Below are 14740 nucleotides of genomic sequence, written 5' to 3' on the forward strand. Positions count from 1 at the left end.
TGAGCCTTTCGCTTACCGCGCGGATTTCCGCGCGCTGGGGTTGGACCGGATGGTCGGCACCTCGCCCGTCTGCATCAACGCGCGCAGCCGGTACAGGATCTTGAAAGCCGCGGCGCCGGACAACAGCGCGGGCGCCGGGGCCTTGATCCGCAGCGTCACCTCGGTGCCGAGCTCGTGTGGGGCGGGCCGATACCGGACGGCGATCTCGTTGCCCTGGCCGACGAAGCGCACTGCGCCGGGCTCGGCTACCCGCGTGGACTTCCACTCAACGGGCGGTTCTGCCGACATCTTCCAGCGATAGCGATCCCGTTCGTCGACGTCGATCTCCGCGATGTCACCGAGCACCACCGACAACTGGTCGGGGTCGCGCCAGAACTGCTCGATGCGCTCGACGGGGCACGCGATGGTGACCGTTTGCGCCCTGCCCTGCCGGGACGGCAGGTCGATCACCTTGTTCACGGCGCCCAGTACTTGCTTCTTGGCGGACTCTAGATAGCTCACCGCGTGCTCCCTCCGTCGGGGCATGGCGGTACCCGCCCACGGGCCACCCAAACCGAGCGCGCTGCAGCGAGTTGGCCGAACCGATCGGCGCACGCGACGGTGTCAGTCCGCGCCGGCCCCCGCACGGTGCGCGTCGATTAGCGGAAAGCCCTGCCCGACAACAGGTTCGGGCACGCTTGTCGCGCTGGCGGCCTTAACTCTGCGAGTTCTGGGTGGGGCTCTGCGCGGACTCCCACTTGGCCTCGAGCGATCTCGTCACCCTGGTGCCGGCGGGCAGCTCGAGCTGAAATGTTTCACCGCCATCGGCCTCGAACGTGACGAGAAATCCCGCGTCGCTGGAATCCTTGAAAACGACCTTGTAGGGCTGTTCACCCGAACCGCGGTCCACGGCGATGATGTCGCCAGGGGTGACGTCGTCGATCAGGTCGTTTCCGGAGACTTTGGACATAGGGTCGACGTTAGCCGAAGAGACGCGGCCGCTGCCCGGGCCGGCCGGGTCAGTGACCGACCTCACCTAGGGTTGCAGGAAGGTCTTGAATGGCGCGACGCTCGTCCATGGCGCGGTAGGCCTCGGCGACCCGCTCAAGGGCCCAGCTACCCGCAATCGCCGCTGCCAACCGCGCCTCAGCGCCATTTGATGCCGCATCCGATCGACGGACGCTGCTCGGGGCTCACCGGTCGCCCGGCCAGCACCGCGTCGACGGCGGCACGGACGTCCGCGGCGGTGACCGGCCGGCCGTTGCCGGGTCGCGAATCGTCGAGCTGGCCGCGATAGACCAGCCGGCGGTCGCCGTCGAAAACGAACGTGTCGGGCGTGCAGGCGGCCGAGAAGGCGCGGGCGACGTCTTGGGTTTCGTCGTACAGGTAGGGGAAGGTCCAGCCGTGGTGGCGGGCCTCCGCGACCATCTGCTCGGGGCCGTCCTGCGGGTAGGTGGCCACGTCATTGCTCGAAATGCCCACCATTGCAACGCCCTGCTCGGCGAGGTCACGCCCCAGCGCGGCAAGCCCGTCGGCGACGTGCTTCACATACGGGCAGTGGTTGCAGATGAAGGTGACGACCAGGGCCGGCCCCGACAGGTCGTCGCGGCGCAGCGTGCGGCCGGTGGCCGGCTCGGGCAGCGTGAAATCCGGCGCGACAGTGCCCAGGGCGAGCATGGTGGACTCGACGGCCATGCGGGCCAGGGTATCGCCCTTTTGTTGGGATCACGCACGACACCGGGCGATCCACACGAAACATCCAATGGCGCTTGGCAATTCATCACCAATACCCGCGCTCGGGCCGCTTGATTGCGCATGACCCCGGACACGCCGATGTTTGAGCGGCCCCGTCCGTGGAATCACACACCGTGGCACGAACGAACGTTCTTGGCCAACCCTCAAGGAGTATTTCGATGAGTGAGCACAACAAGGCCGACGAAGCGCGCAGGGGCCTGATCGACTCGGTCAAAGGCAAGGCAAAAGAGGTCGTCGGCGCTGTTACGGGCAACGAATCGCTGACCGCCGAGGGCCAACTCGAGCAGACCCAGGCGCATGAGCGCAAGGAAGCGAACGCGGCGGAGGCCGTGGCAGAAGCCCAGGTCAAGCAGGCGCAGGAGGACGCGGCCGAGGCCAGGGTCGAAGGCGCCCAGCAACGCCTGGCGGCGAACGCCCAGGCCGTCGCCGCCGAGAACTCGATCGAGGCCCAGGAGGCCGCGCAGAAGCGCGCGGCCGACCGCGCGGCCCTTCAGCAGGCCACCGCCGCGAAGACCCAGGCCGAGGTGGACGCGCAGCGCGAGATCCAGCAAGCCAAGGCCGAAGAGCGCGCGGAAATCCGCGAAGCGTCCGAGGACATCGTCGACGCCGTCGCCGAGCATCAGACCTCGGTTCAGGTGGCCCGCAACGACGAGTCGGAAGCCGACCGTCTGCGACGCCATGCCCAGAACGTGACCGACGAAGCCGACCTGCCCTGACGGCGGGCCTTACCCAGGAGAAGTTGATGAAAATTTCCGAAGTCCCGTTGGCAGTTCTGCGGTTTCATTACCAGCTCGCCCGGTTCCCGCTGCAGTTGATCGAGGATCGGGTGGTCAACCGCATCCCGACGGAAGCTCCCGCGCGACTGCTCTACGAGCGCTCGCTGGGCATGCTCGACACCACGGTGGGCAACGCGCTCGGTGATCCGGCGATCGTCGAACGGGGGACCGCCTTGGTCGATCGCAGCGACGCGCTGGGCCGTGCGGCTCAATTGGATGCCAGGGCCGCCGCCCGGAAGGAACAGGCCGACGCCAAGCTCAAGGGCGTCCGCGACGAGGCGATCCGCGAGCGCGAGGAGGCGCAGCAGGCCACCAAGCAGGAGGTCAAAGAGGCACGCGTCAACGCCGAGCAGCGCAAGCGTGCGGCGGCGCAGTCGGCGCAGCAGCAGAGCGCCGCGGCCAAGCAGCGCGCCGACGAGGCGGCCGCCAAGCGCAAGCAGGGGGTCGAGTCAGCCAAGCGCCAGGTGGAAAGCCGGACTCAGGCCGCCGAGAAGGCCGCGGTCAAGGCCTCGGCCGCCAAGGTCGACGAAGCCGAGGACAAGCTCGGCGAGGCGGCCGCCACGCGCGCCGAGGCGGATCGGGTGGCCGAGTTGGCGGCCGTCGAGAAGCGGCAACGGCAAGAGGAGCGGGCGAAGGACTGAGGCCGCCTCTAGGTTCGCGGCGAGCCCTGGTTGATCCGGTCGGCCGCAAACGTGGCGGCCTGGGCCGTCATCCCGGCGTCGATGTAGGAAACGTGGGCCATGATGTTGCCGCCGCCGGAGCAGATCGGGTCGTCGGGCGCACACAAGCTGGTGACCTTGCCGCTATAGGCAGGATTGATTGTCGGTAGCGGCTGACCGCCCCATAGCATGCTGGAGAACTGGCTGGTGGGCTCGCCGAAGAGGGCGACGGCGGCGACGTGGTTTGCCGCCGCGGGTGGCAGCGCGTTGGTGGCCAGGTCGATCACCGTCGAGCCCTGGGAGTAGCCGCCCAGCACGATGCGCGAGTTCGGGCAGCCGGCGATGACGTCCTGGATGTGTGTGCTTGCGTCGGTGGCGCCCGCGTTGGCGCTGTTGTGATAGTCGTCGTTGGCGGGGTAGTTGACCGCGTAGACGTCGACGGACTTACCGCCGAGCTGCGAGGTGAGCGAGTCGACGAAGGCCTGTCCGATGTTGCCGAGGCCGGGCTCCTGATGGGTGCCCCGGGCGAAAACCACCGAGACGTCGGAGCAGGGATCGGCGGCGGCTGTGGGGCCGCCGATGGGTGCACTCAGCAGCGCCCACATCATCAGAACCGGGATACCAACCAAGCGAGCAAGTCCGCGTGCACTCATGCCGAAATCCTGTCATATCGGCGGTTCCGGCGGTTCCGGCGGTTGGCGCTGAGCCGGCCGGACGCCGGTGGGAAGACGAAAGACGTTGCGCCCCAGTGCTAATTGCTAGGTCCCGGTGGTGCGGATGCGGATGGGTCCGGCCCAGTCGCCGTCGGGGTCGACGGCGTTGCCGCGCTGGGTGATCTCCACGTCACCCGATCTGGCGAGGCGCCGGGCGGCCAGGCGGGCGTCGTCCATCAACGCGCGCCAGTCGTCGCCGCCCACCGCGCGGGCGGCGTCCGACGGGCAGATGCTGCTGCGTGGCCCGCGATGCTCGGCCAACGCGCGGATCGACGCCTCCAGCCGCTGCCCGATCGGTCCGTCGCCGAGGGCGGTCTCGGCGTGGTCGGCGCCACGGCCGCCATCGCTGAGCACGCGAACCAGTTCGTCACGCAATCGCTGACCCATCCCACCAGTCAAGGCCACGGCGTCACCGGTTCGCCAGCGCCCGATGGAACCGCGCCCGGCGGGCGGGCGTTGGATAAACATGCCGCCCACGCTCGCCGAAGACACGAATGCGCACCGGGCGCCGGTCGACCTCACGGACCGCCTTCTCGACATCAAGCGGATCTACCACGAGCCCGACATCGACCGGTTCCCCCGCGCGCGCCAGGTGCTGGACCGATTTCCCGACGCCGAGCGCATCCAGGTCGCCTCGCACCAGGCGATTCCAGGCCTGTATGGCAACGAGGGCAACGTCGAGGACTGGGTCCGCATCAAACGAGAAGTGCTCGTCCTGGGCGAGAAGAAGAGCCTGTCGGCGCGCCGCAACGAGCGGTCCAGCGATTGGATCGCGCCCTCGACGGCCAATGGGTGCGCGATGGCGTGCTCGTATTGCTACGTCCCGCGCCGCAAGGGCTTCGCCAACCCGATCACCGTGTTTGCGAACATCGAGAAGATCACCGGTTACCTGGAACGCCACGCCGCCCGTCAGGGCGTCAAACCCGAGCCCAATCAATGCGATCCCGTCGACTGGGTCTACGACATCGGGGAGAACAGTGACTGCTCGGCCGATGCGATGGTGTCCGACAACGTGGCCGACCTGATCGAGCTGTTCGCCCGCATTCCCAATGCCAAGGCCAGCTTCGCGACCAAGCTCGTCAACCGCGACCTGCTGAACCGTGACCCCAGGGGCGGCACCCGCGTGCGGTTCAGCCTGATGCCGGCGCAGGCATCGCGCCTGGTCGACATCCGCACCTCGAAGATCGCCGACCGCATCGCGGCCATCGACGACTTCGTCGAGGCGGGCTACGAGGTGCATCTGAATCTCAGCCCGGTCATCGTCTACGACGGCTGGCGCGACGACTGGGCCGAGCTGCTGCAACAGGTCGCCGACAACACCAGCGAGCGCACCAAGCGCCAGCTGGCGGCCGAGGTCATCTTCCTGACGCACAACCAGGAGCTGCACGACGTCAACCTCGGCTGGCATCCCAAGGGGGAGGAGCTGCTGTGGCGGCCGGACCTGCAACAACTCAAGCGCAGCCAGAGCGGGCAGTGGAACGTCCGCTACAAGAGCCCGTGGAAGGGACGCTGGGTGCAGGACCTGACCGACCTGCTCGCGGTCACGCTGCCCGCGTGCCGAGTGCGGTACGCCTTCTGAGCGTCAACGCCCACGCCACTGCGGTTTGCGCTTCTCGGCCCAGGCCCGCAATCCCTCGGCGACGTCTTCGGTCGCACCGGCCACCTTGCGCATGGTCTCGCCGAAGCGCACCGATTCGATCCAGCCCATGTCCGCGGTCCGCCACGCCACTTCCTTGGTCGCCCGCTGGGCCAGCGGTGCGGCCTCGGTGAGCGTGCGGGCCCACGCCTGGGCTTCGGCCTGCAGCTGGTCGGGCTCGACCAGCTTCCACACCAGACCGACCTCCTTGGCCCGCTCGGCGCTCATGGGTTTTCCGGTCAACAGCAACTCCATCGCGTTGGCCCAGCCCACCCGTTGCGGGAGCCGGATGGCCCCGACGATGGTGGGCACCCCGATCGACACCTCGGGAAAGCAGAACGTGGCCTCGGTGCTGGCGATGACGAAGTCGCAGAACAACACCCCGGTCACCCCGTAGCCGATGCAGGGACCGTGCACGGCGGCGATGGTCGGCTTGAACAGTTCCATGCCGGATTCGAAGGAGTTGATGGTCGGCTTCTCCCAGAAGGTGCCACCGAAGGTCCCGACCGAGCCTTCCCCGTCCTTGAGGTCGCCGCCGGCGCAGAAGACGCCGCCGTTGGCCGTCAGGATCCCGACCCAGGCGTCCAGGTCGTCGCGGAAGCGATCCCAGGCGGCGTTGAGGTCCTGGCGGAGCGCGCCGTTGATGGCGTTGCGGGCCTCCGGGCGGTTCAGGGTGATGGTGGCAATGTGGTCGTGCAGCTCATAGGTGACCAGACTCATCACTGCAGACTATTGCGCCACGCCAACGCCCTCGCCACACACCGGGAAACAAGCTCGCGTCATGGCGTGCGCGGGCGGCGAAAGTCATGGAACGCGCCAAGGCGCCCAACGGTTTTCGCGGGCAACCGCTTGATGTCGTCGAAATGAACATGCACCCGCTCGAAGGCTTTGACCCGTTCGGCTTTGACCTTCTTGGTGTAGGTCCGCCGATCCGCCATCGTCAGATCCGCGTCGTCGGTGAATGCGCCGAGCAGGGCGCGCGGGTACAGCCGCTCCACCAGGACGACGTTGATCTCGGCGCACATCACCAGCGCCACCGAGGTCAGGAACAGAAACGCCAACGCCCCCAACACCAGTGCGAACACGCTATTGGTGGCGCTGGCCCTCTTCACGGTGTGCGCCACGTAGCCGGCGCCGAACCACTGCAGCATCTGCCAAATGAACGCCGCGGCAACCGCTCCGGGCAACACCTGCCGGTAGGTCAGTGCGCGTGCGGTCGTCACGCGAAAGGCCACCAGGCAGATCATCGCGTTGATCGCCACGGCGGCCAGTGCGAGGCCGATCTTGCTGAAGACGCCGAGCGCGCTGGTGGCGTGGCCCGCCGCGGCCAACACCGTGGCCGCGATGGCGGCCGAGCCGAGCACCAACAGCAACAGCAGGCTACGCAGCCGGGACCGAATCGGGTTGGGGCGCTTGTGCTTCGGCACCGCCCACACCGTGTCCATCGCGTTTTGCAGCGCCTGTCCCACGCCCAGGCCGCCGTAGAGCGCGCCGAGCAACCCGACGGCCACGCCCACCGCTCCGCCGCTGAGCCCCTGGGGGTGGTGCAGCTGGTCGCCGAGTACCGGGAACTGGCTCAGGGTGCTGTGCAGCACCTGCGCCTGCAGATCGGGTCTGCCGGCCAGCACCACCCCGAGGCCGGTGGTCAACAGCAGCAGCAGCGGAAACAGCGACACCAGCCCGTAATAGGTGATCAGGGCGGCGAGGTAACCGCCCTGATCGTCGTTGTACTTGTAGACGACACCGACGATCACGCCGACGACTCGATTACGTCGCTGCAGCCTGTCCAGCCAACCGACCATCGCCGATCACTTCCCCCGCAAGCCGGCATCCAAATTCGATGCACACCTGATACCCGGATTCAGCCGCCGTCAACCTCGCGACGGCCGCAGATCGGGGCCGCGTCTCTCACGCTTGACGTTGTACAGCTCCGCGTCGGCAGCCGCGTACATCGAGGTGATGTCCGCGCCCTCACCGCTGCGGGTTGCGGTGCCGACGCTGGTGCCTGGCGTGTGTTCGTGGACGCAAGCAATGAACCTCTCCGCTTCGGCACCCGTTGGACGACGGTCGGCGATGCACACCGCGAACTCATCGCCGCCAAACCTGGCCAGAACGGCATTGGCGGGCGCGACTTGTCGCCAAAAAGCCGCGCAGCTGATCAGATGCTGGTCGCCGGCTACGTGGCCCTGGGTGTCGTTGAGGCTTTTGAAGTTGTCGATGTCCATCGCGATCACGGTGACAGTGGTTGCGGCAGAACGAGATCGCGCCAACAGGTCCGCGGTGGCGATCTCCCACCCTGCGCGGTTGAGCAGGCCCGTGAGGGGATCGGTGCACGCCGCTGCGACGAGGGCGCGCGTCAGCAACCCGAATGATTCAGCCGCGCCGATGATCGCGACCACGAAAATGACGTAGTCGATCCACAACTTCGGCGTGGGCGCGACCGCGAGTGCCGCAACCGACAGCCCGGTCAGCACAGCCACCAGGGTCCCTCCGCGGCGTGGCGAGTAAAACGCGCGCAGGTACATCGCCAGGAACATCGGTCCGATCAGGCAGACGAACTCGGCAACGATCGCGCGGTGGAACGCCATCACGATGGGTGTGGCCACGATCGCCGCTACCGTCGCGGGCGCTGGTTTGTCGGGCCGGGCGGCCAGTAAGGCTAGCGCACCCACACCGAGCCCGACCGCAACGATTCCGCCTGTCGGATTGGACAGGGTGAGCCCCGAACGGATCGGGAACAAGGTGAACACCACCCCGTAGGCGTACAGGAATGTGGTGGCTCCCAAGAAGATTCGCAGCATCCGCGCCTGTTGTGTGCGGTAGAAGACCGTCCCCGCATCGGCGCGCAGGCGCAATCGATATCGGCGCGTATCCCGACCGCCGTACGGGCCACCGAAACTGTGACGCATTCCGTTAAGTCTCCTCGTCACCCCCGTGCTGGCGACGTGCGGCGAATTGCTGCATCGCCATTCTGACACCACGTCGACCTCTGCAGCGTCGCCGACACCTCGTGGCCGGCGCCGCCGGATGACGCCTATCGTGGCAGCAGTGGCCGAACCGTCTGTCGCGCAGTTGCGCACACAGCTCGACGGTGTGACGCTGCGCGACGCGGCCCGCTTCGGCCGGCGCCTGAAGAATTTGCGCGGGGCCCCGGCCGAGAAGCTGCGGCGGCTCGCCGACCAGATCGCGGCCGCGCAGGCGGTCGTCGCCGCGCGCCACGCCGCGGTCCCCGCGATCGCCTACCCCGACCTGCCGGTCAGCGAGCGGCGGCAGGAGATCGCCGAGGCGATCCGGGCGAATCAGGTGGTGGTGATCGCGGGCGAGACCGGGTCGGGGAAGACCACCCAGCTGCCCAAGATCTGCCTCGAGGCCGGCCGCGGTGTCCGCGGAACCATCGGGCACACCCAGCCGCGCCGGCTGGCCGCCCGCACCGTCGCACAACGCATCGCTGACGAGCTGGGCAGCCCGCTCGGCGACGTCGTCGGCTACACGGTGCGGTTCACCGACCAGGTCAGCGACCGCACGCTGATCAAGCTGATGACCGACGGGATCCTGCTGGCCGAGATCCAGCGCGACCGCCGCCTGCTGCGCTACGACACCCTGATCCTCGACGAGGCCCACGAGCGCAGCCTCAACATCGATTTCCTGCTCGGTTACCTGCGCGAGTTGCTGCCGCACCGGCCCGACCTGAAGGTGATCGTCACCTCGGCGACCATCGAGCCGCAGCGTTTCGCCGCCCACTTCGGTGGAGCCGAACCTGGGCCCAGCGGCGGAGCCGAGCACGGGCTCAGCACCACCGCGCCCATCATCGAAGTGTCGGGACGCACGTATCCGGTGCAGATCCGCTACCGGCCGCTGGAGGTTGCCGTACCGGTCGACACGCAGGATGATCCCGACGACCCCGACCACGAGATCGTGCGCACCGAGACCCGCGACGAGGTCGAGGCGATCGTCGACGCCATCGCCGAGCTCGAGGCCGAGCCGCCGGGGGACATCCTGGTCTTTCTGTCGGGTGAGCGCGAAATCCGAGACACCGCAGAGGCTTTGGGCGGCGTCCTCAAACACACCGAGGTGCTTCCGTTGTACGCCCGGCTGCCCACCGCCGAGCAGCAGAAGGTGTTCGCGCCCCACACCGGGCGCCGCGTCGTGCTGGCGACCAACGTCGCCGAGACGTCGTTGACCGTGCCCGGGATCCGCTATGTGATCGACCCGGGCAACGCCCGCATCTCCCGTTACAGCCGGCGCCTGAAGGTGCAGCGGCTGCCGATCGAGCCCGTCTCGCAGGCGTCCGCCGCGCAGCGGGCCGGCCGGTGCGGCCGGGTGGCGCCCGGCGTGTGCATCCGGCTGTACTCCGAACAGGACTTCGCGACCAGGCCGCGCTACACCGATCCCGAGATACTGCGGACCAACCTGGCGGCCGTGCTGTTGCAGATGGCGGCGCTGCAGCTCGGCGACATCGACGAGTTTCCCTTCCTCGATCCGCCAGACCGGCGCAGCGTGCGCGACGGTGTGCAGCTGCTGGCCGAACTGGGCGCGTTCGACCAGCACGGCGCGATCACTGACCTCGGCCGCCGCCTCGCGCGGTTGCCCGTCGACCCGCGGCTGGGCCGGATGATCCTGCAGGCACAGACCGAGGGATGTGTGCGCGAAATGCTGGTGCTGGCCGCTGCGTTGACGATTCCCGACCCGCGGGAGCGGCCCAGCGACCGCGAGGAGGCGGCCCGTCAAAAGCATGCCCGCTTCGCCGACGAGCACTCCGACTTCATGTCCTATCTCAACCTTTGGCGCTATCTGCGCGAGCAGCGGAAGTCGTTATCCGGCAACGCGTTTCGGCGGATGTGCCGTTCGGACTTTCTGCACTACCTGCGCATCCGCGAGTGGCAGGACCTGGTCGGGCAGCTGCGCAGCATCGCCCGCGACCTGGGAATCGTGGAGGACGCCGCGTCCGACGAGCCGGCCGATCCGGCCCGGGTGCACGCGGCGCTGCTCGCCGGGCTGCTGTCGCATGTGGGTATGCGCCGCGAAGACACCCGCGAGTATCTGGGCGCGCGCAACTCGCATTTCGTGCTGGCGCCCGGCTCGGCGCTCACCAAGCGGCCCCCGCGCTGGGTCGTCGTGGCGGAGCTGGTCGAGACCAGCCGGCTGTACGGGCGCACCGCCGCCCGCATCCAGCCCGAGCTCGTGGAGCGGGCAGCCGGTGACCTGGTGCAGCGCACCTACAGCGAACCGCATTGGGACGCCAAGCGCGGCGAGGTGATGGCCTACGAACGGGTGACGCTGTACGGGCTGCCGCTCGTCGCGCGCCGCCGGGTCGGGTACGCACGCATCGAGCCGATGTTGGCGCGGGAGCTGTTCATCCGCCACGCGCTGGTCGAAGGCGACTGGCAGACCCGTCACCACTTCTTTCGCGACAACGCACGGCTGCGCGCGGAGCTCGAGGAGCTGGAGGAGCGCGCCCGGCGGCGCGACTTCCTGGTCGGCGACGACGAGATCTATGCGCTCTACGACGCCCGCATCCCCGCCGATGTCGTCTCGGCGCGGCACTTCGACGCCTGGTGGAAAAAGCAGCGCCACCAGACGCCGGACCTGCTCACCTTCGCCCGCACCGACCTGCTGCGCACGAACGAGACGGCCGACGCGGATCGGCCGAACACGTGGCGGACGGGCGATGTCGCGCTGCCATTGACCTACCGCTTCGAGCCGGGCGCCGCTGACGACGGCGTCACCGTGCACGTGCCGATCGACGTGCTGGCCCGCCTGGGCGGCGACGAGTTCGCCTGGCAGGTGCCGGCGCTGCGCGAGGAGCTGGTGACCGCGCTCATCCGCTCACTGCCGAAAGACTTGCGCCGCAACTTCGTTCCCGCCCCCGACACCGCGCGCGCGGTGCTGGCGGCAATCGACCCGGGCGGTGAGCCGCTGCTGCCGGCGCTGCAACGCGAGTTACGCCGTCGCACCGGGATATTGGTTCCCGTCGACGCCTTCGATCTGGACAAGCTGCCGTCGCATCTGCGGGTGACGTTCGCGGTCGAGTCCGGTGACGGCGCCGAGGTGGCGCGCGGCAAGGATCTGCGGGTGCTGCAGGAACGGCTCACGACGCCGGCCCAGCAGGCCGTCGCCCATGCGGTCGCGGGTGATCTGGAGCGGACCGGGTTGCGCGGCTGGCCCGAGGACCTCGACGAACTGCCGCGGGTCGCCGAACGCACTGTCGGCGGGCGCACCGTGCGGGGCTTTCCCGCATTCGTCGACGCGGGCGGCGGCGTGGACCTGCGCGTGTTCGCCACGTCGTTCGAGCAGGAGCAGGCGATGCGACCCGGGATCCGGCGGTTGATTCGCCTCAGCCTCGCGTCACCTACCAAAGCCATTGTGCGTCAACTTGATCCACGCACCCGGTTGGTTCTCGGCAGCAATCCGGACGGTGACCTGTCCGCGCTGCTGGACGACTGCGCCGACGCCGCGGCCGACGCGCTCATGTCGGCGCCGGTGTGGACGCGCGCGGAGTTCGCCGCGCTGCAGCAGCGGGCGGCAAAGTCCTTGTCGCCCACCACCGTCGACATCGTGGGCCGGGTCGAAAAGGTGCTGACTGCCGCCCAGGAGGTGCAGCTCCAGGTGCCCGCGAATCCGCCGGCCGCGCAGGTCGACGCGATTGCCGACGTCCGCGCGCAGCTGGATCGGCTGCTGCCGGCCGGTTTCGTCACCGCTACCGGGGCCGCCCACCTCGCCGATCTCAGCCGCTACCTGCTCGCGATCCGCCGCCGCCTAGAAGGCCTGTCCCGTGCGGTCCAGGCCGATCGGGAGCGCATGCGCCGGGTGCACGCGGTGCAGGATGCCTACGCCGAGCTGGTGCGCGAGCTGCCGCAGGCGGCCAAGGCGGCCGCCGACGTCCGGGATGTCGCCAGGCAGATCGAGGAATTCCGGGTGAGCCTGTGGGCCCAGCAACTCGGCACGCCCCGCCCGGTCAGCGAGCAGCGGATTTACCGCGCGATCGACGCCCTGCGCGACCGCTGGTGATCGATGTTCCCCGCCACTTTCAACCTATAGCGCATCCGGGGGCTTGCCGCAAGACCCGGGTGCTGATGCAAAATCGCTGTCCTCAACCAGAATTCAATCGAATCGGGGTAGCGAAGTGGGCGTTTGGCGGTCAGCGGAGAACTCGAACGGCGACATGGAGCACGCGGTGCTCATTGTCGGGGGCGGCCCGACGGGGCTGATGCTGGCGGGCGAACTGGGTTTGGCGGGAATCGACGCCGCCATAATCGAGCGGCGCACCAGCCAGGACCTGGTCGGGACGCGGGCCGGCGGGCTGCATGCCCGCACGATCGAGATTCTCGATCAGCGTGGCATCGCCGATCGGTTTCTGTCCCGGGGCCAGGTGGCTCAGGTCGCCGGCTTCTCCCAGATCCGGTTGGACATCAGTGACTTTCCCACCCGGCATCCCTACGGACTCGCGCTGTGGCAGAACGAGATCGAACGTATCTTGGCGGACTGGGTCGACGAGCTGGGCGTGCCGATCTATCGGGGCGAAGAGGTGGCGACCCTCGCGCAGGACGACGACGGCGCCGACGTCGGACTGTCCGATCACCGGATGCTGCGGGCGCAGTATGTCGTGGGGTGCGACGGCGGACGCAGCGTCGTCCGCAAGGCGGCCGGCATCGAGTTTCCGGGCTGGGAGGCGACCACGAGCTATTTGCTCGCCGAAGCCGAAATGGACTCCGCGGCCGAGCAATCCCCGCAGTGGGGCATCCGCCACGACGCGCTCGGTGTCCATGCCCTCTCGGTTGCCGAGGAGGGGGGACCGGTTCGGATCATGGTCACCGAGCGGCGCCTCGGGCCGCCGTCCGAACCCACGCTGCGCGAGCTGAGTGAGGCGCTCGTCGCCGTATACGGAACCGACTACGGGATCCATAGTCCCGCTTGGATTTCCCGGTTCACCGACGCGGCGCGACAGGCCGCGAACTATCGGCGCGGGCGGGTTCTGCTCGCCGGCGACGCCGCGCATATCCATCACCCGGTGGGTGGGCAGGGCCTGAACACCGGCGTGCAGGATGCGGTGAATCTGGGCTGGAAGCTGGGCCAGGTGGTCACCAAGACATCACCCGACAGTCTGCTGGACACCTATCACGCCGAACGGCATCCGGTCGCCCAGCGTGTGCTGCGCAACGCGTTGGCGCAGATGGCGCTCCTTCGCCCCGACGACCGCACCCAGGCGCTGCGCGACACCGTGACCGAGTTGCTCGACATGGACGAACCCCGCTCGCGTTTCGCGGCGATGATGTCGGGCTTGGACATCCGCTACGACCTGGGGGAGGGGCACCCGCTGGTGGGGCGCCGCATGCCCGACTTGGATCTACTCACCGCCGACGGTTCGTCGCGCGTGTTCGACCTGCTGCGAGACGCCCGTCCGGTGCTGGTCAATTTCGGCGACGCCGGCGGCATCGACATCGTGTCCTGGGCGGACCGGGTGCACCTGGTCGACGCGAAACATGTTGGCCCATGCGAACTTCCGGCGCTAGGGGCGGTCAGCGCGCCGCCGGCGGTGCTGATCCGACCGGACGGGCACGTCGCCTGGGTCGGCGCCCGCGCCGACACGGCGCTGCAGCGGGCCCTCGGCACCTGGTTCGGCCCACCCGTCGCGACCTGAGGCCGACCGCGCCCGCGCCGAAAAAGGTGACTTGTGTCGGCCCGCGCAGGGTGTAACGTGCGTGTTCGCTGTTCAAGAGCAGGAAAGCACTCATCGTGGACATGGCAACCGAGCAACCGCCGACGGCGCCGCAGGATTGGGCCGAGGCCCAACCCTTGCTCAGGCCGGTGCTGCGCCCGCAGAGCTACGTCAATCACTTGGTCAACACCGGCGCCCAGCCGTGGGTGCGCCCGGTGTTTCCCTTCATCAACGAGATGGTCGTGGTCGACCTGCCGACCGTGCGGGCCATGGTGACACCGGCGGAAACGGGTGCCTGGGGCATCACCGGCGATCAGGCCTTCGCGGTCGCCCGGGAAAAACACCAGCGGACGGGGGCCGCCGGCCACCGCCAGCGAACCCAGCCACCCGGTGGCCAGGATCATCGAATCGATATAGGTGCCGCCATCGGCGTCCTTCAACAGGAACTTCTCACCCGGCGCGAAGGTCTGCTGCTGCGCCGACAGGTTCTCCCGGGCGACCGCGAAGGCCTGATCGCCGGTGATGCCCCAGGCACCCGTTTCCGCCGGTGTCACCATGGCCCGCAC

Annotated in this window: 13 protein-coding genes and 1 pseudogene; 6 read left to right on the forward strand and 8 right to left on the reverse strand. The window is 68.5% G+C overall.

The genetic code is table 11. The features are described 5' to 3' along the window. Window positions 1-12: 12 nt before the first annotated feature. From A5659_RS20540 to A5659_RS20550, 3 genes are all read right to left on the reverse strand, one after another. Entirely contained in the window at window positions 13-501 is a 489-nt protein-coding gene (locus A5659_RS20540) for a hypothetical protein (RefSeq protein WP_066876765.1), read from the reverse strand. Window positions 502-694: 193 nt separating this feature from the next. Then, the gene (locus A5659_RS20545; protein ID WP_067183823.1) at window positions 695-949 is read right to left on the reverse strand and encodes a hypothetical protein; all 255 of its coding nucleotides are present in this window, start codon (window positions 947-949) and stop codon (window positions 695-697) included. A gap of 176 nt (window positions 950-1125) precedes the next feature. After that, window positions 1126-1674: a thioredoxin family protein gene (locus A5659_RS20550; RefSeq protein WP_067183826.1), complete on the reverse strand. Its 549-nt coding sequence runs from the start codon at window positions 1672-1674 to the stop codon at window positions 1126-1128. Between the two features lie 218 nt (window positions 1675-1892). Here A5659_RS20550 and A5659_RS20555 point away from each other — a divergent pair, with 218 nt between their 5' ends. Next, window positions 1893-2450, forward strand: coding sequence for a CsbD family protein (locus A5659_RS20555; RefSeq protein ID WP_067020636.1), 558 nt, complete (start codon window positions 1893-1895; stop codon window positions 2448-2450). 26 nt (window positions 2451-2476) lie between these two features. Then, window positions 2477-3151, forward strand: coding sequence for an IF2 family translation initiation factor (locus A5659_RS20560; protein ID WP_067183829.1), 675 nt, complete (start codon window positions 2477-2479; stop codon window positions 3149-3151). Between the two features lie 8 nt (window positions 3152-3159). Here A5659_RS20560 and A5659_RS20565 read toward each other — a convergent pair whose 3' ends face one another. Next, window positions 3160-3822, reverse strand: coding sequence for a cutinase family protein (locus tag A5659_RS20565; protein ID WP_067183834.1), 663 nt, complete (start codon window positions 3820-3822; stop codon window positions 3160-3162). Window positions 3823-3927: 105 nt separating this feature from the next. Then, a complete protein-coding gene (locus A5659_RS20570; protein WP_231997929.1) occupies window positions 3928-4350 on the reverse strand; it encodes a DUF3253 domain-containing protein in 423 nt (140 codons plus the stop codon). Between A5659_RS20570 and A5659_RS20575 the strand changes: the two genes are divergently transcribed. Further along, on the forward strand, window positions 4349-5461 hold the full coding sequence (locus tag A5659_RS20575) for a spore photoproduct lyase family protein (protein WP_067183837.1): 1113 nt from the start codon (window positions 4349-4351) through the stop codon (window positions 5459-5461). The genes A5659_RS20570 and A5659_RS20575 overlap by 2 nt on opposite strands. Window positions 5462-5464: 3 nt before the next feature. Here A5659_RS20575 and A5659_RS20580 read toward each other — a convergent pair whose 3' ends face one another. The 3 genes from A5659_RS20580 to A5659_RS20590 form a co-directional block, all read right to left on the reverse strand. Then, window positions 5465-6238: an enoyl-CoA hydratase/isomerase family protein gene (locus A5659_RS20580; protein ID WP_067183841.1), complete on the reverse strand. Its 774-nt coding sequence runs from the start codon at window positions 6236-6238 to the stop codon at window positions 5465-5467. A 59-nt stretch (window positions 6239-6297) separates the two neighbouring features. Continuing rightward, window positions 6298-7320 carry a YihY/virulence factor BrkB family protein gene (locus A5659_RS20585; protein ID WP_066863086.1) on the reverse strand — a complete coding sequence of 341 codons (1023 nt, stop codon included), beginning with the start codon at window positions 7318-7320 and terminating at the stop codon, window positions 6298-6300. 69 nt (window positions 7321-7389) lie between these two features. Next, window positions 7390-8373, reverse strand: a complete 984-nt coding sequence (locus tag A5659_RS20590) for a GGDEF domain-containing protein (protein ID WP_066863083.1) — start codon at window positions 8371-8373, stop codon at window positions 7390-7392. 193 nt (window positions 8374-8566) lie between these two features. Between A5659_RS20590 and hrpA the strand changes: the two genes are divergently transcribed. From hrpA to A5659_RS28660, 3 genes and pseudogenes are all read left to right on the forward strand, one after another. Then, a complete protein-coding gene (gene hrpA, locus A5659_RS20595; protein WP_067183844.1) occupies window positions 8567-12526 on the forward strand; it encodes an ATP-dependent RNA helicase HrpA in 3960 nt (1319 codons plus the stop codon). Between the two features lie 154 nt (window positions 12527-12680). Next, window positions 12681-14156: an FAD-dependent monooxygenase gene (locus A5659_RS20600; protein WP_067183848.1), complete on the forward strand. Its 1476-nt coding sequence runs from the start codon at window positions 12681-12683 to the stop codon at window positions 14154-14156. A gap of 95 nt (window positions 14157-14251) precedes the next feature. Beyond that, a pseudogene (locus A5659_RS28660) lies at window positions 14252-14740 on the forward strand (hypothetical protein); the annotation flags it as partial.

Origin of the sequence: Mycobacterium sp. 1165196.3 (genome assembly GCF_001673415.1) — a bacterium.
Taxonomy (GTDB): Bacteria; Actinomycetota; Actinomycetes; order Mycobacteriales; family Mycobacteriaceae; genus Mycobacterium; species Mycobacterium europaeum_A.

Coding starts and splice junctions, on each gene's coding strand:
- A5659_RS20545 (WP_067183823.1), bottom strand. CDS start 949: ATGTCCAAAGTCTCCGGAAACGACCTGATCGACGACGTCACCCCTGGC.
- A5659_RS20550 (WP_067183826.1), bottom strand. CDS start 1,674: ATGGCCGTCGAGTCCACCATGCTCGCCCTGGGCACTGTCGCGCCGGAT.
- A5659_RS20555 (WP_067020636.1), top strand. CDS start 1,893: ATGAGTGAGCACAACAAGGCCGACGAAGCGCGCAGGGGCCTGATCGAC.
- A5659_RS20560 (WP_067183829.1), top strand. CDS start 2,477: ATGAAAATTTCCGAAGTCCCGTTGGCAGTTCTGCGGTTTCATTACCAG.
- A5659_RS20565 (WP_067183834.1), bottom strand. CDS start 3,822: ATGAGTGCACGCGGACTTGCTCGCTTGGTTGGTATCCCGGTTCTGATG.
- A5659_RS20575 (WP_067183837.1), top strand. CDS start 4,349: ATGCCGCCCACGCTCGCCGAAGACACGAATGCGCACCGGGCGCCGGTC.
- A5659_RS20570 (WP_231997929.1), bottom strand. CDS start 4,350: ATGTTTATCCAACGCCCGCCCGCCGGGCGCGGTTCCATCGGGCGCTGG.
- A5659_RS20580 (WP_067183841.1), bottom strand. CDS start 6,238: ATGAGTCTGGTCACCTATGAGCTGCACGACCACATTGCCACCATCACC.
- A5659_RS20585 (WP_066863086.1), bottom strand. CDS start 7,320: ATGGTCGGTTGGCTGGACAGGCTGCAGCGACGTAATCGAGTCGTCGGC.
- A5659_RS20600 (WP_067183848.1), top strand. CDS start 12,681: ATGGAGCACGCGGTGCTCATTGTCGGGGGCGGCCCGACGGGGCTGATG.